Here is a 23,681-nt window from a genome sequence, read left to right on the forward strand (position 1 = left end):
AACTTTCTTCCAGCCCCGATCGCAACGGCATCCTTTATCTTTTCTTCGGAAAAGATAAAGATATAGTGGAGAGCGGGACGGGTCTTGAAACGAAAATCAATTTTTGTGCTCCTCACAAAATCATTAATTAAGTCGTAAATTTGTAGCCTCAATAAAGAGCATCCTTGAAATGCTTTATAAAATGAACATATGAAAATTGTAGTAGGACTTTCTGGAGGTGTAGATTCCAGTGTTGCAGCGTATTTGCTGCAAAAACAAGGTCATGAAGTGGTGGCGCTTTTTATGCGAAACTGGAATGACGCGTCGGTGACTTTGGAGGACGAATGTTCCTGGATCGAGGACAGTAATGATGCTTTGATGGTAGCACAAAAACTCGGAATCCCTTATCAGGTCATCGATATGAGTGAATTGTACAAGGAGAAAATCGTGGATTATATGTTCGAGGAATATCAAAAAGGTCGAACGCCAAATCCTGATGTTTTGTGTAACCGTGAAGTGAAGTTTGACGTGTTCATGAAAACAGCCTTATCGCTTGGTGCTGAGAAAGTTGCAACGGGACATTACGCACAGGTAAACTCTACTTTTGATGAAAATGGAAAAGAGATTTTTCACCTTTTGGCGGGAGCAGACAATAATAAAGACCAGTCGTATTTTTTGTGTCAGTTGAATCAGGATCAGTTGTCAAAATCGCTGTTCCCGATTGGGGAATTGACAAAACCTGAAGTTCGGGAAATTGCCCGGGAAATGGGTTTGGTGACGGCAGATAAAAAAGATTCGCAAGGTTTATGTTTCATCGGGAAAGTGAGTTTACCTACTTTTCTGCAACAACAACTGGAACCAAAAGAAGGTGAAATTGTAGAGATTTTTAAAGATTTCCCTGGTTTTCATCAAGAGATACCTGAGTTTTCTTCAAAATTGGAAGAATTGGAATTTCTGTGTCAGAAAATAAAATACGAAAAATCGGACGGAAAAGTAATTGGCAAACATCAGGGTGCGCATTATTTTACGGTTGGTCAAAGTAAAGGTTTGGGAATTGGCGGACATAAAGAATCCTGCTTTTTGATTTCCAGAGATATTGAAAAAAATATTGTTTTTGTGGGCGAAGGAAGAAATTTCCCGGGATTGTTCAAAAGCGCTTTAAAAATAGAAAATTCCGAAGTTCATTGGGTTCGCGAAGATCTGCGTTTGCAAAATGGCGAATCGATGAAAGTACAGGCCAGGATCCGGTACCGGCAGACTTTGGAAGAAGCGACGCTTTACCAGTTTGAGGAAGGATTATTTATCCAGTTTGTGAATCCACAATCTGCGATTGCAGAAGGGCAGTTTGCTGCTTGGTATGACGGCGAGGAATTGTTGGGAAGTGGGGTGATTGCGTAAAACATTCAAATTTCGAAAAACTTTTTTAGTTATTTCTTATTCTCTTATATTTACAGTGAAATATGAAATAATATGTATCAAGTTAAACCGGAAACAATCCTCACTTTTTTAAACGACCATACTATAAGATTCCCACGTTTTCAAAGAAAACAAACCTGGAAAGCAGAGCAAAATTTAAAACTTGCAATAAGTGTTTTTAAATCTTATCCAATTGGAGTCACAATTATTAATAAGCAGGCTTTTGGTAGTAAATCTACAAGGTGGCTATTAGATGGGAGACAAAGGAGAAATGCATTATTACTAATGCAACAAAATCCGGAAAACATTTATGAATGGTCAAAGAAATTTTTTGGACTAAAAAATACTGATCAACATCAAGATATAAAAGATAAGTTTTGGGACAAGATTGCTGATTATCTAAATGATTCTGATGAAGATGGATTCCAAGAAGCGAAATCGAAAGCGATTAGGGAGGGAAAAGATGAATTCTTTTTTGATGGTAAAACTTATGCTGTGAATTCAACGGAAGTAAATTCTAATGGAGAATATATTGGTGAGTTTTTTGAGGATGAATCTTTAGTAAAAGAGCCCGAAATGGAGTTAGAAAGTAATACAGATTACAATAGAAGTATTTGGGGAAATTTAGATGAACTTTTATTTATTATCCAAACAGTTCATAATTTAACAATAACAAAATCTGGCTTTACCAATCCTTTTGATTTCCGAAAACAAATTAATAATTTAACATATTCAACTGAAGGTAATAAAATATTATCGGGACAAAAATTAACAACTTTTATAGGTGAGTATTTAAAAAATAATTTTGATAACGGTACTCCTGATATCGATATCAAATCTTTCTATGATTATCTGATCAGTCGGTATCCGTTGGATGCACAAACGGCAAAAATTCTACATTCAAATATTCAAAAGAATTGGGAGCATATATCTAATTCAATTAAGGTTGTTGAAATTATAAAAAACCGACTTCAAGAGGCAATAATTGGAATTATTGAAACTCAAGATATTACTGCTACAGATTCGCAAATGATTTTCATGTTAATTAATAAAGAGGGTACAAAATTATCCGCAGTCGAAATTTTATCTGCAAAACCTGCATGGAATATTATAATTAAATCTCCTTCGAAAAATATAGAAGAGCACAGACGTTTATTATATAGCGCCATAAACACTCAAGTAGAAAATACAGTTAGATGGGATTATCCAGCTACTTTTTACGATCGAATTTCGGCCCTTGATTTCTTATTCCCTAAACTTAGTTATAATAAAAATAACGAATTAGAAAAAAAATTAACATTAGGATTTAAAATCCTAAGTGGTATTTATCAAAAAGGTATAAAAAAAGAAGATGTTGATAAGCTTGCGTTGAACAAAGATATTTCTTGGGAGTCGGACATTGATACAATAATTGATGAATTAAATATTATTGGAAAAGTTTTGGGTGATTCACCATATTTTAAATACTTAAAATCTTGGAATCAAAACTTTTTAGACATAACAAGTGATGCAATTGCTCTTAATTTCTTATTTACTGTATATCATGATTTCAAAAGGAAAGATATGCCAATAGGAAATTCTGATAAAGCAAAAATCTTTATAAATAATGCAATAATATTAGCTGATAAACTTGTATTTGAATACGTTACACTAAAATGGAGAGGTTCAAGTGATTCAAAAATTAGTCAGAATATAAAAAACTTCTCTTCTTTACCAGAAAAGTTTGATATGGTCAATGATCAGAATTGGTTATCTACTATCAAAGGAATTAATGATACTTTTAAGATTGATGAAAATGATATTTCTTTCGGTATTTCAAAAACATTAGTTTATCATATTTATTCTATTTATAGTCTAATGGGACCTCAAGACTCGTCAGTTGATATTGACCACATAATTCCTCAGTCACTTTTTAACAAGAGTAACATTATAGATGCGGAAATTATTAAAAATGCTCTTTTTAATCTTTGTCCGCTTCCTTCAAAAGAAAACTCCAGCAAAACAAATAAGTCATTAAAACACATTGACGATAAATGGTTAGTACAGCAAATTGAAAAGTTTTCCAATATTAAATATAATCAGTTTGAAAACTTTTCCCATGCTACAAAGTGGCAAGATTTAAGGGATCTAAGAAGATCTTTTTTTGAGGAGGATTTCTTATTTGAACGCATGCAGCTACTTAACTAGAAAGTGTAAATATAGATATACAATCTTTTTAATTAAACACGCTCTAAAAAAAATGATCAACAAAACAATATTCGTCGCCGGCGGGATCGGAAATCTTTGAAATGCAAATCCGCAATGAAAAAAGCAGTATTCAACTGGAGCGGAGGAAAAGATTCTGCTTTAGCACTTCAAAAAGTTTTGGAAGAAAATGAATTTGAAGTCATTGCATTATTGACCACGATGAACGAAGAAAGTCAAAAATCTTCAATGCATTCTATTCCTTTGGAAATATTGGAAAGACAGGCAGAAAGTATTGGCATTCCTTTGTACGCGGTCACCTCTTCTACAATGTTGAAAAATTACGAGGAGAAAATGAGTGAAGCCGTTAAGCATTTTAAAGAACAAGGCGTGAAGCATTTCTTTTTTGGCGATATCTTTTTATCAGACGTAAAGGCTTATCGGGAAAGCAAATTGAATCCTTTGGGAATTGAAGTTGTAGAACCGCTTTGGGAGAAAACATCACAAGAAGTTATCGATGATTTTTTACGATCCGGAATCAAATCCAAAATCATTGTTACTCAAGCCGATCTATTAGATGAAACTTATATTGGAAAAGATTTAGACCAAAATTTGATCAACTCATTTCCAGACAACATCGATGTTTGCGGAGAAAATGGGGAGTATCATACTCTATCCTACGCTGGAGGTTTGTTTAAAAAGGAAGTTGAGTTTTCAATTTCGGAAACCATTAAAACTTCATTTGATTTTACTTTAGATACAGGAGAGAAAAAGACTTTTGAATATTGGCAGGCAGAACTGGTGGTTTAAATCCTTTATTATCAAAAGATTTTAAGTTTCAGGAACTATTAAAGTGTTTGGAAAGTAGAAACTTTTCGTATTTTTATCCCGCCTCTAGAATACCCAGTCTTTAGAAATCAGTTCAAGACCAAAATAAAAAACCCAAATGAAGCAGAAAGAACCATCCGAAATGACCAACGAAGAATTGTCTTTAGAACTGCAAAAGATCAAATCCACAAACATCATTAATGCAGTGATCGTCGGAGTCATGATTGGCGTTGCAATCTACAGTACGGTGAAAAATGGTTTCGGAATTCTTACCTTTTTTCCGTTGTTCTTTATCCCAATGTTTAGTAAAAAATGGACTTTTAAAAAGGCGCTGGAAAACGAAATAAAAGAAAGGAACATCAACAGTAACTAATTATTTTGATACCATAAAAAAAGAGGAGTGATAAAAATATCGCTCCTCTTTTTTTATGATCATTATTCTTTTATGACGCTAAAAGAATGGTTTTTAACTGTTTTCTGCTAAATAATTGGCAAGAACTTTATCTACCAATTCCTCTTTGGTTAAATGATGAAAGATGGTTTTTACCTGCTGTCTTACTTCTTCTGGAACTTCACGATTTGGTTTTGTTTTGAAAACTTTTTTCGCCCAAACCAAAGTATTATTCCATTCGATCGCCTCGGCATCTGCTTTTTTAACTGGATGAAATTTAATTCCTAATTCCTGCTCAAAACCCGCAATTTCTTTTACTTCTTCTTGCTGAATAATCGTCATTGAAAGTCCTTTCGCTCCTGCTCTACCCGTTCTACCGCTACGGTGTACGTATGCTTCATGGGTGTCTGGCAAATGGTAATTCACTACGTAAGCCAATTCTTTTACATCAATTCCTCTCGCAACCAAATCAGTCGCAACCAGAATATCAATATAACCTTCACGGAACTGATCCATGATACGATCCCGAATTCCCTGCGTTAAACTTCCGTGTAAAGCACCTGAGGAGATTTTACGAATCGCCAGATTTTTCGCCAATTTGTTAACGGCTGCTTTCGTTTTACAGAAGATAATTCCTCGTCCGCCTTCCTGAGAATTTAAAAAGTGTAAAAGCACATCAAATTTCTCAATCGGGTCAACCACGATATATTGGTGATCAATACCTTCATGTCCGATAGTCGCCATGTCTGAACCGATAGAAACGGCATTCTTCGACATGTAATTATGAACGATATCTTTCAGTTCACCGGGCATGGTCGCACTGAATAAAAAGGTGCGTCGATTTTTAGGCATTGCTTTTAGAATCGGCATTAAATCGTCTTTTAATGCCTGGAGCATTTCATCGGCTTCATCTAAAACCAAGCGTTTTAAGGATCTAATATCTAAAGCCCCTTTTTCTAACAAATCTAAAAATCGTCCTGGAGTTGCCACTACCATTTGAGGAGTCGCTTTCAACTCTTCTACTTGAGATTTTACGGTATTTCCTCCCGTTAACAAAACGATAGAAACCTCTGGAAGGTATTTCGCAAATTCAGTTAGATTATTGTAAATCTGTTGGGCAAGTTCTCGCGTCGGCGCTAAAACCAAAGTTTGAATATTCTTATTTTCAACTTCTACCAATTGCAAAAGCGGCAAACCGAATGCTGCCGTTTTACCTGTTCCGGTTTTGGCAAGTGCCACGATATCTTCAGTTTCATTAATGATAATCGGCATTACCTGCTCCTGAATATCAGTCGCAACCGTAATTTCTAAATCTCTTAACGCATTTTGAAGTGGATGTATAATTCCTAAATCGGATATCAATGTGGACATGTTCTATTTTTTACAAAGATAACCACAGATTTCGTGAATCGGCTAAACTCCTTTAAATTTTATTTTTAGGCAAAAATGAAGGATTATTTCCACGCATTCCATAATTAGCACCTTTAAAAAACACCAAAAATTAGGAATTCCGCAAAAAATTCCTTATATTCCAATTCTTGCTTAAATTAAAAATTCCCCCGGAAATTAATAAATCAATTTTTTTGTCATTAATTTCTCTTTAGAGTATTGAACTCTACCCTCTGCTTTCTGCAGAAATTTTTACAAGCTATTATTAATGTAGAATGCTTTTTATAAAGTGTTTCAATTTAAAAAAAACAATATTATGAGTAATAAAAATATTTTAAAAAATAAACGTGTTGGTATTATCGGAGCCGGACCAAGTGGTCTTGCGCAAATTCGTGCTTTTGAAGCCCTAAAAAATCAAGGTTATGCGATGCCTGAAATCGTCTGTTTTGAAAAGCAGGATAACTGGGGCGGAATGTGGAATTATTCCTGGCGAACTGGTGTAGGAAAATATGGTGAACCATTGCACGGAAGTATGTATAAATACTTGTGGTCCAACGGTCCAAAAGAATGTTTAGAATTTGCTGACTATTCATTTGACGAACATTTTAAAAAGCCGATTTCTTCTTATCCGCCGCGTCCGGTTTTATTCGATTATATTCAGGGAAGGATTAAAAAAAGTAATGCCCGGGAATACATCCGTTTCAATACCACGGCTCGCTGGGTAAGTTTCGATGAGGAAACGAAAAAATTCACCGTCATTCTGGATGACTTAAAAATTGATAAAACGTATTCCGAAGAATTCGATTTCTTGGTGGTCGCGTCAGGACATTTCTCGACACCAAATATGCCTTACTTTAAAGGAATTGAAAATTTCCCGGGAACGGTAATGCACGCGCATGACTTCAGAGGAGCGGACCAATTTATCGACCGAAATGTTTTGCTCATCGGTAGCAGTTATTCCGCAGAAGATATTGGAGTTCAGTGTTATAAACATGGTGCAAAATCGGTGACCTTAAGTTACAGAAGCAATCCAATCGGGATTGAATGGCCGGAGGGAATGAAGGAAGTTCCTTTGGTGACGCGTTTTGAAGATGATACCGCTTTCTTTAAAGATGGAACAACCGAGAAGTTCGACGCCGTAATTATGTGTACCGGTTACCAACATAAATTCCCTTTCTTACCCGATGAAATGCGTTTGAAAACCAAAAATAATTTATATCCGGATCACCTTTACAAAGGAGTCTTCTTTAATGACTTGCCACAGTTAATTTATTTAGGAATGCAGGATCAGTATTATACCTTCAACATGTTTGATACGCAGGCTTGGGTTGCGAGAGATTATATGATGGGCAGATTAGAACTTCCAACTCAGGCCGAACGACGTCTTGATATCGATCAGTGGTTAGAGAAAAATGAGCAGGCAGAAACGGGTGAAGGACATGTTGATTTTCAAACGGCTTATATTAAAGATTTGCTTTCTCTTTCCGATTATCCGCATTTTAATGTAGATCAGGTAGCCGTGATGTTTAAAGAATGGCTAAAAGATAAAGAGGAGTGTATCCTGACTTATCGTGACAAAACGTACCAAAGTGTCGTTACCGGAACGAAGGCAGCCGTGCATCATACGGAATGGATGGATGAACTGAATGACACCAAGGAACGCTATCTTTATGAAGTGACCGACGAAGAAGAATTGGTTGCAGAACGAATTTAAAATATTATTCCCTATCAATTTAAAAATACCTTTCAGGAATCCTGAAAGGTATTTTTGTTTTAGATAGAATAAATTGCTACAACATCGGAGACATCAGTCGTGCTATTTTTTCGATGAGTTGTACATGTTTTGGACGATTGAGCCACGATTCCATATGAATTTGCTCAGAATCAAGAAGATCCTTTTCGAAATTATCTGTAAGTTCGCCCGCAAGTTCTTGATCATAAACAACGGCGTTCACTTCAAAATTTAAATCAAAACTCCGGTAATCTAAATTGGCGGTTCCAACCATGGCCAGACAGCGATCAGCAACCAAAGTTTTGGCGTGAACGAATCCTTTTCGGTACAGATATATTTGGACTCCCGCTCTTAAAAGTATCGTATAATAGGATTTTGCCGCGGCGTTAACCATGAACGAATCTGAAATTCCGGGAACTAAAAGTTTAACTTTCACACCCGAAAGTGACGCCATTTTCATCGCATCAATAATTGTTTCTCCCGGAATAAAATAAGGTGTCGTAAGAAAAATTTCTTTTTTTGCCGACTGGATCGCTTTTACGATCGCGTAATAAATCGAAGGTCGGTCAGAATCCGGCCCGCTGGAAATGATCTGAACATTTTTGGTATGCTCGAAATTCTGCTCAGGTCTCGGGAAATACAATTCGTTGATGGTTAGTTTTTCATCGGAACAATAATTCCAGTCGCCAATAAAAATATGCTGCAGAATTGCAGTTGCATCGCCTTCTAACTTTAAATGAGTGTCGCGCCAATATAATTTATTTCGTTTTGAAGCATTGCTGTATTTCTCGCTGATGTTGATTCCACCGATGAATGAAATGCGTCCGTCGATTACGATGATTTTTCGGTGATTTCTGTAATTAAGGGGGCTCGCCAACTTGATGAGTTTTATTTTGTAAAACGGAAACGCTTTCACGCCATTTTCCCGCAATCTTTTGGCCAATGTTTTCCGAATGGAAGCACTTCCGAAGTCATCATAAATAAAACGAACCTCCACTCCACTCCTGGCTTTTCCAATTAGAATCTGTTCAATCGCCCGGCCGATTTCATCATCTTCATAAATATAATATTCAATGTGAATATGATGTTTTGCATTTCGTAAAGCCTCCAAAACTGCGGGGAATTTTTCTTCTCCATTAATTAAGAGTTCTGCAGAATTATTCGTTGTTAAAGGACTTCGGTCTGTTTGATAAATCATCTTCATTAGTCCTGCAAAATGATCATCTTCCTTGACTCCTTCCAGATTTTTGAGATTATAGGATTCCAGTTTTGCCAGCACCTGATCCTCCTGTTGTTGATCTTGAACAATCTTTTTATTGTACAATTTGTTCTTCCGGTAATTGATGCCAAAAGAGAAATAAATAAAGATCCCAATCAATGGTACAAAAATGACCAAGAGCAAATAGGCAAGGGTTTTCGTGACTGTTTGGGTATCATAAATAATTCGAAGTAAAACCGCGATTATGATGATTACATAAACAATCTCAGCCAATAAAATCCAGTTCATAAAAATAGTTTAGTTAGACAACCAGTCTTTGAAATCTTTCACACGATCGCGACTCACCGTAATTTCTTCTTCCGGTTGAAACTCCATTTCGACTTTGTAATAAGGTGAAGTATGAATGTTTTTTATAAAATTAGAATTAATGATAAACTGCCGGTTCACACGGAAAAAATTTTTATCATCAAGAACTTCCTGCAGTTCATCTAAGGTAAAATCGGTGGGATAATTTCTCTCTTTTGTTTGAAGGTAAACGATTTTATTTTCGCTGTAAAAACACGAAACCTCATCGGTTTGAACAATCTTTAAATTGTAACCAATTTTAACTAAAATCCGAGATAGTTTTTGTTTCTCTTCTTTAATTAAAGATTTAATTTCCAATGTGTTATAAGATGATTCTGAAGGTAAGAAACTTTTAAATTTACTGATTGCTTTTTCCAGATCTTCTTCCATAATTGGTTTTAGAAGATAGTCGATAGAATTAAGTTTAAAAGCCTTCAAAGTATACTGATCAAAAGCCGTCGTATAAATCATAAAACTCTTCGTCGGCACTTTTTCAAAAATGTCAAAAGACAAGCCGTCGCCTAAGACGATATCGGAAAAAATTAAGTCTGGGTGCGGATTATTCTGAAACCAATCAATTCCTTCTTCTACGGAATTTATGACTGCAACTAATTCTAAATCAGCGAATAAACTCAATAATCGTTCGAGTTTACGCGCGGCAGGTTTTTCATCTTCAATGATGAGTGTTTTTATCATCTTCTAAAATTAATAAATAAATGGAATAAGTCTTTTGGTTTTGTTCCTATAATCAGAATAATCTTGTCCAAACTGTTCCGTTAAAACCTGCTCTTCAATTTTGATGCGGTACAGAAACATTAGAAATACAGGAACGAAAACAATAACAGCCGAAATGTAATTATTTAAAACAATCGCTAATCCTAGAAAGGTGAGCAACGAAAATGCATATGAAGGATGCCGCACATATTTGTAAAATCCGTCGGTTTTTAACTGATGATCTTTTTTAATGGTCACATCTACGGTGAAATATTTCCCCAGATTATTAATAACGATCAACCTCAAAATTACACCTAAGAACAGAAACAATAAACCGAGCAATTGTATTAACTGACTTTGGTAAAAAGGAAAGTAGGTGGATTTGGCAATAAAAATTCCGAAAAAAATACTGAAGCCGATAACCAGCCAAAGCCTGGAAAGCGACTTCTTATCTTTGCCTTTCGCATCAGCACTTCCGGATCTCATTTTTAAGAGAAGATAAATTTCTGAAAATCCCCAGAGAACCATGATTAAATTGGTGGCGGTATTCATGTTACTTATTTTTATTCATTAACTCCTGGATTTTTTCTTCTTCCCAGTTTTTTCCTAAAATCATATTAGGCAGGAAAACGCTCAATCCATGTCCGGCAAGACCGATTCCCCAGAAAATTGCGGTCCAGTAAGTATCGATTGAGTTAAATCCAGATCCGCCGACGGAAGTATTGGTGATGATTAATCCAATATTCACCAGAACGTAAATCAATGCGTGGATGTAAAATCCTTTGATTCTTTTTACCCGTTTTCTAGCCTCTAAATATTTGATGTCGCTGTCATTAAAATTTTCCATGATCTTATTTATTAAGTTCTTTATCCATCATTTTTCTTTCCCAACTGTGATGGAAGAAGAATATTTTGACTGCTCTAATCGCTAATATAAGTCCCCAGATCCAAAAAATTCCAGAGAAATTATTAAAACTAAAAAATGTAATTTCACCATTTAAATAATAATTTCTAAAACTATAGATAGCCAGCAAGACGGCGAAAATAGCCAGACTTACGTAGAACTTTCTCAATTGATTTACCCTTTCTTTTGCCATCGAATAATCGATTTCTTGCTTTGTTAAATTTTCCATTGTTTATTAGTTTTTATATTTATCTCTGTCTAAAATCTTCTGAATTTGTTTTTCTTCCCAGTTGTTGCTGATTCCAAAAACTTTGATTGCGGTTAAACTCAGGCCAAGTCCCCAACCGAACATCGGCCACCAAAACCAGTGGTATTCCGGTGCGGTTCGTAAGTTGATAAAAATCAAAAATGGAATGACCAGACAATACGAGATGAGACTGCTATAGAATCCTTTCAAATCTTTTACTCTTTTGGAGGCTCTTTCATAAGCCATGGATTCGCTGGAAGGTTGTGTATTCATTGCGGTAATTTTTTGAGTTAATATTGGAATTTTCACTTTGAAAAACGTTGCTGATTTCTCGATGAAAACATTTTGTTTTGTTAACAAAGAATAGCGCTGAACAATATTTGACAAGCCAATTCCGGCGCTTTCTTTTACCTGTTCTCTTTGCTGTAAATTATTCTCAATGAACAGGTTACCATTTTCAGAATAAATTTTAATATGCAATGGTTTAGAAGAGGTCGCAAAATTATGTTTGATGCAATTTTCTAAAAGCAGTTGCAAAGAAAGTGGCACTACATAGAATTTCAAATCTTTTTCATTCACATTGAAGTCGAAACTTACGCTGTCTTCAAAGCGGGTTTTTAGTAGATCGCAGTAGGTTTTCGCAAAGTTAAGTTCTTCTTCTACGGTCACTAATTCTTTATCTTTTTGCTCGAGAACATATCTGTAAATTTTTGACATTGAAGCCGTAAATCTTTGGGCCTGCGCGGGATTTTCATCAATTAAAGAACTCAACACATTTAAGGAATTGAACAGGAAATGTGGATCAAGTTGGTTCTTTAAACTTTCGAACTGAGCATTGGCTGATTTTGCGATTAACTTCTGCTGAACAACTTCTTGTTTGGTAGAACTTTTCCAGGCTTCTACAAAACCTTTTGCATGTAAAACAGCGGAAATAAATAAGGCTACATTAATCGTAAACCAATTGAAGAAACCCATATTTCCTGAAAAAAACTCAGAAACATTTCCTTTTTGAAATAAAATAAAGTTGATATAATTACAAATAAAGACCAATATTACATTGACAATAACGGTTGAAATCACGCCTAGAATTGTTCGCTTTTTAGTGTCTTCTACCCACGAGTATCTTTTGTTTAAATAATCATTAACCACTCCGTTTCCAATCGCGATGGTAAAACTGTACAAGGCGGAAATCAACATTGTCAACAGGTAGTTTTGAAAAGTTTTTACCGGCGTGAAAAACACAAAGATGACCGTTCCGATAAAAAACGTAATCCAGGATATGGTTATTAAACTTTTTCTGTTCATGATCTAATTATTGGTACAAATGTATACTTGATTAAAGGTAAATAAAATAAATTTCTACTGAACGGTAATTTTTAATCACTGAACTGCAAAAAAAACAACCACCGAATATCTCGATGGTTGCTTAAGTACTTATTTTAAAAGTTTACTTCATTTCTGAAATTACATTTATCGCTTCCTGAAGGTATAAATCCCGTTGAAGATTCTTGGTCCAGTTCTCGGTTTTCTTCGCAAATGCTTCATCTGTTTTCTCCCGAACCGCTTCGTCTGGATTCACAGTGAATTTCAAACCATTATTAAATTTGGTGAGTGATTTAAACTTCTTGATTTGTGATTTTCTCATTTGCATCACCTCATTAAACTTGGTTTGGTTTAAAGAAATCGTTTCCTCTTTATCTAAATTCTCTTTCCACTGAGCAGATTGCTGGATCAACTGATAGGTTTTGTTTTCTTTCAAACGTGCTTCAATTCCTTTCTGTAAAGCGGTTACAGAGAAGTAATTCAAAGGTTGATACTGTACTGCTGGAATTTTGTCCCAAGCCAAAGCATACTCATCAAATCGTTCCCCAATCTCGGCATAAGTAAAGAAGTCTTTCATTTGAATATCAGACTGAATTCCCTTTCTCTGCGTAGATTCACCTGATATTCTATAGAATTTTTGAATGGTTAATTTTATAGAACCAAAATCGTCACTGGTATTCAAATATCTGTTAAGATCAACAAAGGTTTGTACTGTTCCTTTTCCGAAAGATTGCGGCGAACCAATTACTACTCCTCGTCCGTAATCCTGAATGGCTCCTGCCAAAATCTCCGACGCTGAAGCCGAAAGTTCATTTTGCATAATTACCAAAGGGCCTGTCCAAAGTGGAGTATTTGATTTGTTTTTAAGCGTCTGGATCTTTCCGTCACCGTCTTTCACTTGAACATAAGCGCCTGCATTCATGAACAAGCCCATAATGTCGCCGACTTCCGTTAAACTTCCTCCTCCATTATTTCTAAGGTCAAGGACGATTCCCTCTACGTTTTGTGCTTTCAATTTTATCAGTTCATTCTTAATATCATCAGAAGCATTTCTTCCTTTCGGATCTTCGAAATCTGCATTGAAACTTGGCAAATTAATAAAGCCATATTTTTTACCATCTGAAGAGTTCACCACAATACTTCTTGCGAAAGTATCTTCAATAGCCACTTCTTCACGAGTCATGGTTACTTCTTGGATTGATTTATCTTTCTTCTCAACAGTTAAAACAACTTTGGTTCCTTCCTTACCACGAATTAATCGCACCGCTTCATCTACAAGCATTCCTACCACACTCACGGCATCCTGATCCGGACTCGATCTTACTTTCAAGATTTTATCACCCGATGTTAGTTGTTTAGATTTCCAGGCTGGAGCACCAATAGTCAATTCACCTAAATATAAATTCCCTTTTTTCTCCTGAATAACAGCACCAATTCCAATAATTTTCCCTTTGAATTGGGTATCGAAATCTTCTTTATTTTTCGGAGAATAATAGTTGGTATGAGGATCGAAAACTTCGGTATACGCATTCATATACACCGTGAACCAATCCATTTTATTTCTTTTCTTGAACCTTCTGAAAGTATCTGTTACCAAATCTTTCACTTCCTCTGTCGCTTTAATTCGCTTCGCTTCGGGAGTTAAAATTTCTAGTTTAATGGTATCTTTCAAATTAAATTTTTGAACAGAATCTTTTTTCTCTTTCTGCATTTCTTCCTTGGCAGTTAAAGATTCCATTTCCTGCAGAATATTGTATTTAATATACTTTTTCCATTCTGCAGCAAGTTCCGACTGATTGGCTGGATTGTTCTTTATCTTAGGCTCCAGAACAAGCGTTTCGTCTTCATCTAAATTAATAGGTTTGCTTAAAATATCCTGAGTGATTTTATCTATTTCATCAACTCTCTGATACAAACGATCGATAGTTAATTTATAGAATCTTAAATCTCCCTGATTCAGATAATCATCTAATTTAGTTTTATGCTGTGCAAATTCTGCCATATCGGATTGCAGAAAATACCTTTTAGAATTATCTACCATTTCAAAATAATGTTTATAAACATCTTGTGAATAAGCATCATTAATAGGTTTTGGTGAATAGTGCAAATAACTGATTGCGTTCTTCACGCTGATCATAATGGTCGACATTTTTTCGTCGTCATTTTTCGGTGTATTGAAACAAAACACCAAACTCGTAAGCGGAATGAACAGCAGTAATTTATTGAGTTTAAATTTTTTGAACATAGAGTTGTTAAATAATATATATAATTTGTTGAAGTTTATCCTTATTCGTTACAGGATTTTTTCAAAGTATCAAAATTAGTACCTTATTTAGAATAATATAAGAAATTTAGAAATTTTTATTGAATTTCGCGAAATTAATAGAAGAAGAAAAGAAAAGTATTTTAGAAATAATATTGGAATCCGAACTTAATTCCGAATTTTTTAGTCTCCGGATTTTCAAGATAATTTCCTCTCCAGTTGAAATCAACTCTTAAAATCCTCACGTTTCCGAAACCGATATTTTCAATTCCGAATCCATATTCATAATACGGTTTCTTTTCCGGAGCCGACAGGTTTTGATTCCCAACATTCATTAAAACAGAACGTTCCATCAAACTACCTAAGGCAGTTCTGTAAAAGGCTACTTCTCTTAATTTTAATTTTTTGACGAGTGGGATATAAGATAAAATTTTTCCGTTAAAATGATGTTCTGCCTGGAAGGTTACATATTGATCCGCCACAAATTCATAGTAATTCAACAAAGCAAAAGCATTGGGCATTAAATTATACGACTGATTTCCCGGAATAATATTTTGTAAAGCCAAAGGAAGTTTATTAAAGTTTTTTCCGGCTTCGACATTTAGAATCAGCCTTCCAAAACTCTTTAAAAGAATCGGCTGATAATAAAACAACTGAAGTTTACTGTAATTAAAATCCGAGCCGAAAACGCCCTCTAAACCCTGCGTATATTTCATCATAATCGTGGGCGCCAAAGTGCTGTGCTCATAACGGTCAACACCATATTGGGAAAATTTCGCGCCCGGTCTTGCGGTAACGCTAAGGACTAATTTGGAATCTACCAGTTCAGAATAGATTTGTCCATTTTTATAATAATCCAGGGAAAATTTTTCCGGATTAGCAGATTTTATGCTTTGATGAGTTGCATCTAAACGCACGGTAAAATTCTTAAAAGGATCAATCGCGGCAAACGTACTGGTTTGATTTACAGAACTTAAAAAGAAGTTATCTCCTGAATTCAAAACTCCCGAAGAAGCAAAAGACCGTGTCATAATTCCCTCATCAGTAGTCAACTGCGCTCCCAATTGCATCACATCTCTTCGAGTTCCAACACCGATTGTAAATCGATTATCACGATTAAACATATTCCTAAATTCGGCTCCATATTTCACTTGATGATCGCGGAAACCATAAGCAGTATAAAAGGCAGCGCGCCATAAATCATTGGGTGAAAAATAGGTTCTGGCTCCCAACCTCAAACGGAATCCTTCAACTTCATTATAACCCACAGTGGAATAAATATCTCCAAAATCGATGGCTTTAAAAGCATTGTAATAGCCTGATGAAATAACTTCATACGCTTTTACTACTTTCTTAAATTTCGGAACACTTTGTAATTCATCCATCATTTGATAGACATTTTCTTCCGTTTTAGAAAGTTGTTCTTTTCTATTTTCCAGCCAGTATTGATCGTCTTTTTCAAAATCTTTATCACTTAATGATGATATTTTATTGTCGAACACCTCATCATTTATATTTTGATTAAAAAGATAATCAGAGAAAACGGTCGTTTTTTTAGCAACAATACTTTTTGACTTTTCTTTCTTTCCAAAAATCGACAATTGAATTTCCTGATAATTTCTTTTAGGCAAAAAAATAGAATCGTTCGGATTATCATACTCTAATTCGTTATAGAAACTATTGACAAAATTCACGTTGATGTTTCGACTTGATTTAATGGTTGCGCTCACTACCGCATAAGTTTCTTTAGCAATATAAACCACGCCATAAATCGAGAGTATGTCTTTTCTTTTCGGTGCATATCTTATTCGATAAGCGTCTGTACCATTAATAAACTCTTCGCCCAAAAGTTGATAATCGTACACTGAAAAACCATCTCTCGCAATCGGGCTTGTAAAACCGATATTAAAGAAATTTAGCACGTTATCATAAATATTAATTTCTTTATAAAGGTTTTTTGCAGTATTTGCAACCATATCATTATCAGAAAACCCTGAAGATTTATTGGCTATAATCTGTCGCTTTTCCTTTTTATTTGGTGTGTTTCTGCCCAGCGTTTTATAAAGTGTTTCATTAAAAAAAATAGGCAAAGCCAGTTGATTGGCATTATCCAGAGTATCGGCATACTTAAAAACGAAGTCGAGTTGATTGAAAATTTTTCTTTGAGTAAAAGCAGAATCAATGTTGGCAAGGTCTACCTCTACTTTTTCATATTCTTCATATTGGTAATCTTGAAACTGAGAAAGTCCGTTGTTTTTCTTACGTTTCCAAACTTCTTGCATAATCTCAAAGGCCGGATTATCTTTCTTTTTTAATTTCTTAACCATCTTAATTTGCACTTCATCTATTGCGGTTTCTCGAACTTGAGAAAATGAAAAAACAGAAGCCAGGAGAAGGCAGAGAAGAAAAAACTTAAAATACTTCATAAATAATTGTAGCAAAAAAACGTGAAAATTTTACGTTTTAAACAACTTACAAAAGTAAGACAAAATTTTAGGTTCCAAAGTAACCGATAAGTCCTAATTAAGAAAAGTAGTATTCGATGCCTTATTTCTCTTTCAATATTAAAAATCATAATGTTTGAAAAGAATACTCGGAATGTCTTTTTAAAGAATTATTTTTGTGGTAAATCATTTTAAAATTCATGGAAAAACCCTTAATATTAGTCACGAACGACGACGGAATTACCGCTCCGGGAATTAGAAATCTTGTCAACTTTATGAATGAAATTGGCGAAGTAATCGTAGTTGCTCCCAATTCACCACAATCAGGAAAAGGTCATGCAATTACGATTGACTCTACTTTAACATTTGAAGAAATCAATTTAGAAGGTCCGCAAAAAGATTATTCATTAAGTGGAACTCCAGTTGATTGTGTAAAATTTGCTTTGGATAAAATCTTGACCAGAAGACCAGACATCGTAGTATCCGGAATTAATCACGGTGCAAATTCTTCCATTAATGTTATTTATTCAGGAACAATGAGTGCTGCTGTGGAAGCGGGAGTAGAAGGTTTACAAGCAATCGGATTCTCCTTACTGGACTTTTCCTGGGATGCCGATTTTTCTCAAGCCAAAGAACATATTCAGAATATTGTAAATAAAGTTTTAGAAAATCCTTTGCCTAAAGGAATTGTTCTGAATGTAAATATTCCGAAACTAAAGAAAGAGGAAATTAAAGGAATTAAAGTTTGCCGACAAGCCAACGCAAAATGGGAAGAAAACTTTGATGAACGAACCAATCCGCACGGCAAAAAATATTATTGGCTGACTGGTTATTTCAATAATATGGATGATGGTCATGATGCTGATGAAACAGCACTAGCAGATGGTTATATATCGATTGTTCCTGTAAAATTTGATCTAACTGCTCACGAACATTTGCAGACGCTTCGAAATATTTTGGAATAATAATTTAGTTTTTTTCAAGCCTTAACCTTTGTTTAACTTTTAAATATTCATAAAAATGCGCATAGAAACCGAACTTAAATTAGGATTTAAAGACGTCATGATCCGTCCGAAACGTTCTACGTTGAAATCCCGATCCCAGGTTAGTTTAGAAAGAAATTTCACTTTCAGAAATTCCCAGAAAAAATGGACTGGAGTTCCGATTATTGCGGCAAATATGGATACGGTGGGAACATTTGAAATGGCTGAAGGGCTTTCGAAAGAAAAGATTATCACCGCAATTCATAAACATTATACGGTTGAAGAATGGTCAAATTTTCTCACAAATCAACCAGATTCAATTTACGATTATATTGCTTTGAGCACCGGAATCGGAAAAGATGATGATGGAAAAATTCAGCAGATTATTGATCTCCATCCAAAAATTAATTTTCTGTGCATTGATGTTGCCAACGGATATTCTGAACATTTCGTCGCGTTTGTTAAAAGAATCCGCAAAACTTTTCCAGATAAAACAATTATCGCGGGAAATGTTGTTACAGGAGAAATGGTAGAAGAACTTATTTTATCTGGCGCTGATATTGTTAAAGTTGGGATTGGTCCTGGATCGGTTTGTACAACCAGAATAAAAACAGGTGTTGGTTATCCACAACTTTCGGCGATTATTGAATGTGCTGATGCGGCTCACGGACTTGGTGGACATATTATTTCTGATGGTGGTTGTAAAATGCCTGGCGATGTCGCAAAAGCATTTGGCGGCGGTGCCGATTTCGTGATGTTGGGTGGAATGTTCGCTGGACACGATGAAAGCGGCGGAGAAATCGTAGAAGAAAATGGTAAGAAATACCGACTTTTCTATGGAATGAGTTCTCAAACCGCTATGGATAAACATTCGGGTGGCGTTGCAGAATATCGTGCATCTGAAGGAAAAACGGTGAAAGTCGCATACAAAGGATCAGTTTCGGTAACGGTGAAAGATATTTTGGGCGGCGTTCGTTCGACGTGTACTTACGTTGGTGCTTCTACTTTGCGGGAACTTTCTAAGCGAACAACTTTTATCCGGGTTTTAGAACAGGAGAATCAGGTATTTGGAGATTAGCCCATCTTATTAACAACAAAAGTCACTCAAGTATTTTGACATGGAACTGATTGGGTTTATAAGTTCACATAACCTGTTGTTTGTTTTGTCTTTTCTGACAAGATTTTTTTACATTTTTACGGTTGAAAGATCATCCTTTAAACAAATCATTGTCCCAAGTAAAAATGCTCTGAAATTCAGAGCATTTTTATTTTTGAAAATTGAAATGGTTTTTCTTTTAGCCCCGATCGTAACGGCATCCTCGCCTCGGCGAGATAGAGTGGAGAGCGGGACGGGTTTTTCTAAATAGCAAAAATCTTAGTGCTTCTAAAAATATTAAGTGAGCATTCCACCATCTACGTTCAGAACCTGCCCTGTGATATAACCGGACATATCGCTCGCCAGGAAAACGCAGGCATTTGCAACGTCTTCTGGCTGACCACCGCGTTTCAAAGGAATTGATTCTCTCCAACCCTGTACTGTTTTCTCATCTAAAGCAGCCGTCATTTCAGTTTCGATAAATCCTGGAGCAATCGCATTGCAACGGATATTTCTGGAACCTAATTCAAGCGCAATCGATTTTGAGAAACCAATAACACCCGCTTTTGATGCAGCATAATTCGCTTGACCTGCATTTCCTTTCACCCCAACGACCGAAGTCATGTTAATGATAGAACCAGATCTGGCTTTCATCATCGGTTTAATTACTGCCTTGGTTAAGTTGAACACCGAATCTAAATTCACTTTAATAATCGTGTCCCAATCGTCTTTGGACATTCTGAGCATTAAGTTATCTCTGGTAATTCCGGCATTATTAATCAGAATATCGATTTTACCAAAGTCAGCGATGACATCTGCCGCTAATTGTTGTGCCGCATCATAATCAGACGCATCTGACTGGTAAGATTTTACTTTGGTAATCTTTCCTAATTCTTCTTCCAACGCTTTTGCTTTATCAACAGAACCGGCGTAAGTAAAGGCAACTTGTGCACCTTCTTTCGCAAAAACTTCTGCGATTCCTTTTCCAATCCCACGGGTTGCGCCAGTAATCAAGGCAACTTTTCCTTCTAATAATCCCATATGTATTTCGTTTATTTTTCTAAGTTTTTATATTTATTTTTTGACAAAGGTTTTTCTTCGTCCTCTTCTTTGCTCACCACATTATTGATGACCAATACAATTTCTCCTTTTAAAGTTTTGCTTTTAGAGAAGTCGATTAATTCATTGATTGTCCCGCGTTTAGTTTCCTCAAATTTTTTGGAAATTTCCCGACTTAAACTTACTTTAGTTTCTTCGCCAAAAAATTCTTTGATCTGTTCTAAAGTCGTATTAATCTTGTGTGGACTTTCGTAGAGAATAATGGTTTTTTTCTCTTCCGCCAATTGTTTTAGTTTGGTTTGTCTTCCTTTTTTCTGGGGTAAAAATCCTGCAAATAAAAATTCATTATTCGGCAATCCAGAAACTACCAATGCCGGAACAAAAGCTGTTGCGCCAGGTAAACACTGCATTTCTAATTGCTCATCTGAAACTGCTTTCGCCAAAAGATAGCCAGGATCTGAAATTCCAGGTGTTCCTGCATCGGTTATAATTGCGATGTTTTGACCATTTTTCAAATCATCAACCACTTTCTGAGTTGTTTGATGCTCGTTGTGTAAATGATAGGATTTCAGTGGTTTAGATATTTCATAGTGCTTCAAAAGAAAACCCGAGGTTCGGGTATCTTCACATAAAATATAATCGACTTCCTTCAGAATTTTTACTGCTCTGAAAGTCATGTCTTCTAGGTTACCAACGGGTGTTGGCACAAAATATAGGATTCCGCTCATTTTTTATAGAATCTCCCAAGGTTGTTATAAACTTGAAGGATTGATTTTAATTTTATAAGTTTTCATATAAGTTTTTACAAAACTCTTCCAAACTTGGATCTCTTGCACCCATTAAAAGTAAAACTGTTCCTTCTTTTAATTCAGGTTTTAAGGCTTCTAACAAATCGTTTCTGTCTTCCACGAAATGAGCCTTTTTTCCTTTGGCTGTAATTCCTTCAACCAAATCGTTGGCTGAAATATCTTTCACAGCTGTTCCTCCGGCATAGAAAATTTCGCTCATCCAGATTTCATCTTGCGGTCTTAATGAATCTGCAATTTCTTGAATGAAATCATCTTTCAAAAACCGAGTCGGTTTGTATCCATGCGGTTGAAACCAGGCGATTACTTTTTCTGCTAATGGTTGGCAAGCCTTAATGGAAGCAGCGCATTTTGCTGGATTGTGAGCATAATCATCAATTACCCAAACTCCATTTTTCTGTCCCAGAATTTGATGACGGCGGTAAATTCCTTCATATTTTGAAAGACTTTCAGCACAGGTTTTTAAACCAATTCCAATTTGATGGGCAACAGCAATTGCAGCAGTTGCATTTTCAACAGAATGTTGTCCCAAGGAATTCATTTGAAATTTTTGATTCTGAATTTCAAAGGTCAAAGACAAACCATCTTGTTTGAAATTTTCAGCAGAATATCCTGCCTCTTTATTTTCAAATCCAAAATCTATTTCGGGATTCGCAGACAATGATTTCGCTAATGTATTTGATTGATTAACAATGAATAAACTGTTTGTATTGCTTTTAAAAATAGTAAACAATTCGATCAATTCATCAATTTCCTGATGGTCTTTATCGATGTTTAAAAGCAATCCAATTTCTGGGTGATACTGAACAACGGAACCGTCGCTTTCATCGGCTTCTATGATGAGCCACTCTCCTTTTCCGACTGCAGCATTTCCTATTTTGCCTTGTTTGATAATGCTGGTTAAACCTGCGCCAGAAATGATGCTAGGTTCAAAATTAGCATCTAATAAAATCTGGAAAAGCATCGCTGATGTCGTGGATTTCCCCGAAGTTCCTGCGACTGCAATCGTCTTTTTACTTTTTGCGATGATCGATAATAATTCGCTTCTTTTAATAATTGGAATGCCAAGTTCTTTTGCTTTTTGAACTTCATAAACAGTATCTTCAATTGCAGTAGAGACTACTATTAGATCAGTCTTTTCTGTAATTCCGCTTCCATCTTGAAGAAAACATTTGATTCCTTCTGCTTCTAACTGTTCTTTGGTTTTATTATATTCACCTGGATGAAAATAGCGGTCGCTTCCGCTCACCTCTTTCCCAATACCTTTTAAGTACTGAGCAATTGCGCTCATTCCAACGCCTGCAACTCCTATGAAAAAGACATTTTGGAAATCTTTTATATTTTTTATCATCATCAATTCTTCAGTTCTTACATGAATTTATTTTCCACCAAATTCCACAATCGTTGTGCGTATTCGTCGACTTTTCCCCAATCTTTTCTGTAATAAACTTCACTGAGATATTGTTTCGCATCTTCTAAATTGCTGAAACTGTTTAATTTTTCAATGGTTTCCTTTAACTCTATTTCGTTACCCGCAAATAAACTTTTTGTGAAAGCTACTTTATCATTAAGATCCAGTTTAAATTCTGGTTTTCTTTTTTCGGCTTCCATAAAGTCTGTTTTCACATGGCTTTTCAACAAGCTTCCTTCATCAACTGGTGTTTCTATTTTTTCTGTTTCTTCATCCAAAGGATCGATATCAAACAATTGCTGAACAACTTTTATCCCTTTAATGCTGGCTAACTTAAATTTTTTCTCTGCGTGTTCTCTCTCAGAATTTTGTAGATTTCTTTCAATTTCAGTAGAATCATCAGGCTGAGTCTCGTGTCTACTAAACTCAACAATTCTCCGGCGGCGCTCTTCCATTTCCTCTAAGTCTTTTTCTTTTTGCGCTACTCTTTCCGCATAATCAAACTCTTCCTGTTCAATAATTAAATCCTGTTCTGGTTCAACTTGCTTCTCTTCTTCTAAAGATTCTGATTGAGTTGTGGTATGGATATTATCCTGCTCGGTTTGAATCTCTTCTTCAAAATCGTTCAGTTCATTGGTGAACATGACTTCTTCTTCAACAATATCATCAAAAGTAGTTTCATTAAATTCTACGTGCTCCGTGGCTTCATCTAAAATTTGGTTTTCATGGCTGACTTCTCCTGTAAGAATTCGCGAAAATTGATCTTCGTTCTTTTCTAAAATTCTTAGAAAAGCGATTCTATCTGTAACTTCTGTAAATAAATCCTGCTTTGCTAAAAGTTCATCTTTTGAATTAATTTTACAGAGGGTTTCGAGAATAGTTTTTGTTTCAAAAAAAATTTTATCGTGAATATCTTGGAGATTTTGCATATTAGAATCTTATTAAATT

General features: G+C 35.4%; 20 protein-coding genes. 7 read left to right on the forward strand and 13 right to left on the reverse strand.

Going from position 1 to position 23,681, the window contains the following annotated elements:
• The first annotated feature begins 189 nt into the window (after nucleotides 1-189).
• The 4 genes from mnmA (at nucleotide 190) to PUH65_RS02495 (ending at nucleotide 4,780) form a co-directional block, all read left to right on the forward strand.
• The gene (gene mnmA / locus PUH65_RS02480) at nucleotides 190-1,377 is read left to right on the forward strand and encodes a tRNA 2-thiouridine(34) synthase MnmA (protein WP_305518295.1); all 1,188 of its coding nucleotides are present in this window, start codon (nucleotides 190-192) and stop codon (nucleotides 1,375-1,377) included.
• A 72-nt stretch (nucleotides 1,378-1,449) separates the two neighbouring features.
• Complete coding sequence (locus tag PUH65_RS02485; RefSeq protein ID WP_305518296.1) at nucleotides 1,450-3,582, forward strand: DUF262 domain-containing protein; 2,133 nt, start codon at nucleotides 1,450-1,452, stop codon at nucleotides 3,580-3,582.
• A 114-nt stretch (nucleotides 3,583-3,696) separates the two neighbouring features.
• A complete protein-coding gene (locus PUH65_RS02490) occupies nucleotides 3,697-4,389 on the forward strand; it encodes a diphthine--ammonia ligase (RefSeq protein ID WP_305518297.1) in 693 nt (230 codons plus the stop codon).
• Between the two features lie 136 nt (nucleotides 4,390-4,525).
• Nucleotides 4,526-4,780 (forward strand): FUSC family protein, encoded by a 255-nt coding sequence (locus PUH65_RS02495; RefSeq protein ID WP_305518298.1) that lies wholly within the window; start codon nucleotides 4,526-4,528, stop codon nucleotides 4,778-4,780.
• 93 nt (nucleotides 4,781-4,873) lie between these two features.
• Here PUH65_RS02495 and PUH65_RS02500 read toward each other — a convergent pair whose 3' ends face one another.
• Nucleotides 4,874-6,169: a DEAD/DEAH box helicase gene (locus PUH65_RS02500; RefSeq protein WP_305518299.1), complete on the reverse strand. Its 1,296-nt coding sequence runs from the start codon at nucleotides 6,167-6,169 to the stop codon at nucleotides 4,874-4,876.
• Nucleotides 6,170-6,503: 334 nt separating this feature from the next.
• Here PUH65_RS02500 and PUH65_RS02505 point away from each other — a divergent pair, with 334 nt between their 5' ends.
• Nucleotides 6,504-7,901: an NAD(P)/FAD-dependent oxidoreductase gene (locus PUH65_RS02505; protein WP_305518300.1), complete on the forward strand. Its 1,398-nt coding sequence runs from the start codon at nucleotides 6,504-6,506 to the stop codon at nucleotides 7,899-7,901.
• Nucleotides 7,902-7,977: 76 nt separating this feature from the next.
• Here the strand turns inward: PUH65_RS02505 and cls are convergent, their stop codons facing one another.
• The 8 genes from cls to PUH65_RS02545 form a co-directional block, all read right to left on the reverse strand.
• Nucleotides 7,978-9,426 (reverse strand): cardiolipin synthase, encoded by a 1,449-nt coding sequence (gene cls / locus PUH65_RS02510; RefSeq protein ID WP_305518301.1) that lies wholly within the window; start codon nucleotides 9,424-9,426, stop codon nucleotides 7,978-7,980.
• 9 nt (nucleotides 9,427-9,435) lie between these two features.
• Nucleotides 9,436-10,179, reverse strand: a complete 744-nt coding sequence (locus tag PUH65_RS02515; protein WP_305518302.1) for a LytTR family DNA-binding domain-containing protein — start codon at nucleotides 10,177-10,179, stop codon at nucleotides 9,436-9,438.
• A 9-nt stretch (nucleotides 10,180-10,188) separates the two neighbouring features.
• On the reverse strand, nucleotides 10,189-10,749 hold the full coding sequence (locus PUH65_RS02520; RefSeq protein WP_305518303.1) for an isoprenylcysteine carboxylmethyltransferase family protein: 561 nt from the start codon (nucleotides 10,747-10,749) through the stop codon (nucleotides 10,189-10,191).
• Nucleotide 10,750: 1 nt separating this feature from the next.
• Complete coding sequence (locus PUH65_RS02525) at nucleotides 10,751-11,044, reverse strand: 2TM domain-containing protein (RefSeq protein ID WP_305518304.1); 294 nt, start codon at nucleotides 11,042-11,044, stop codon at nucleotides 10,751-10,753.
• A 4-nt stretch (nucleotides 11,045-11,048) separates the two neighbouring features.
• A complete protein-coding gene (locus tag PUH65_RS02530; protein WP_305518305.1) occupies nucleotides 11,049-11,330 on the reverse strand; it encodes a 2TM domain-containing protein in 282 nt (93 codons plus the stop codon).
• A 6-nt stretch (nucleotides 11,331-11,336) separates the two neighbouring features.
• The gene (locus PUH65_RS02535; RefSeq protein WP_305518306.1) at nucleotides 11,337-12,653 is read right to left on the reverse strand and encodes a 2TM domain-containing protein; all 1,317 of its coding nucleotides are present in this window, start codon (nucleotides 12,651-12,653) and stop codon (nucleotides 11,337-11,339) included.
• 142 nt (nucleotides 12,654-12,795) lie between these two features.
• The gene (locus PUH65_RS02540) at nucleotides 12,796-14,916 is read right to left on the reverse strand and encodes a carboxy terminal-processing peptidase (protein WP_305518307.1); all 2,121 of its coding nucleotides are present in this window, start codon (nucleotides 14,914-14,916) and stop codon (nucleotides 12,796-12,798) included.
• 161 nt (nucleotides 14,917-15,077) lie between these two features.
• Nucleotides 15,078-17,261: a DUF5686 family protein gene (locus PUH65_RS02545; protein WP_305518308.1), complete on the reverse strand. Its 2,184-nt coding sequence runs from the start codon at nucleotides 17,259-17,261 to the stop codon at nucleotides 15,078-15,080.
• Between the two features lie 317 nt (nucleotides 17,262-17,578).
• Between PUH65_RS02545 and surE the strand changes: the two genes are divergently transcribed.
• Together surE and PUH65_RS02555 are read left to right on the forward strand one after the other, a co-directional pair.
• Nucleotides 17,579-18,343: a 5'/3'-nucleotidase SurE gene (surE, locus tag PUH65_RS02550; RefSeq protein ID WP_305518309.1), complete on the forward strand. Its 765-nt coding sequence runs from the start codon at nucleotides 17,579-17,581 to the stop codon at nucleotides 18,341-18,343.
• 55 nt (nucleotides 18,344-18,398) lie between these two features.
• Nucleotides 18,399-19,439, forward strand: coding sequence for a GMP reductase (locus tag PUH65_RS02555; RefSeq protein ID WP_305518310.1), 1,041 nt, complete (start codon nucleotides 18,399-18,401; stop codon nucleotides 19,437-19,439).
• A gap of 315 nt (nucleotides 19,440-19,754) precedes the next feature.
• Here PUH65_RS02555 and fabG read toward each other — a convergent pair whose 3' ends face one another.
• From fabG to PUH65_RS02575, 4 genes are read right to left on the reverse strand one after another with little or no spacing between them, the layout of a single operon-like run.
• The gene (gene fabG / locus PUH65_RS02560) at nucleotides 19,755-20,498 is read right to left on the reverse strand and encodes a 3-oxoacyl-[acyl-carrier-protein] reductase (RefSeq protein WP_305518311.1); all 744 of its coding nucleotides are present in this window, start codon (nucleotides 20,496-20,498) and stop codon (nucleotides 19,755-19,757) included.
• Between the two features lie 11 nt (nucleotides 20,499-20,509).
• The gene (gene rsmI / locus PUH65_RS02565; RefSeq protein WP_305518312.1) at nucleotides 20,510-21,244 is read right to left on the reverse strand and encodes a 16S rRNA (cytidine(1402)-2'-O)-methyltransferase; all 735 of its coding nucleotides are present in this window, start codon (nucleotides 21,242-21,244) and stop codon (nucleotides 20,510-20,512) included.
• Nucleotides 21,245-21,296: 52 nt separating this feature from the next.
• On the reverse strand, nucleotides 21,297-22,676 hold the full coding sequence (gene murC, locus PUH65_RS02570) for a UDP-N-acetylmuramate--L-alanine ligase (protein ID WP_305518313.1): 1,380 nt from the start codon (nucleotides 22,674-22,676) through the stop codon (nucleotides 21,297-21,299).
• A gap of 14 nt (nucleotides 22,677-22,690) precedes the next feature.
• Nucleotides 22,691-23,662: a hypothetical protein gene (locus PUH65_RS02575; RefSeq protein ID WP_305518314.1), complete on the reverse strand. Its 972-nt coding sequence runs from the start codon at nucleotides 23,660-23,662 to the stop codon at nucleotides 22,691-22,693.
• Nucleotides 23,663-23,681 lie beyond the last annotated feature (19 nt).

Source organism: Kaistella sp. SH40-3, assembly GCF_030686865.1.
GTDB lineage: Bacteria > Bacteroidota > Bacteroidia > Flavobacteriales > Weeksellaceae > Kaistella.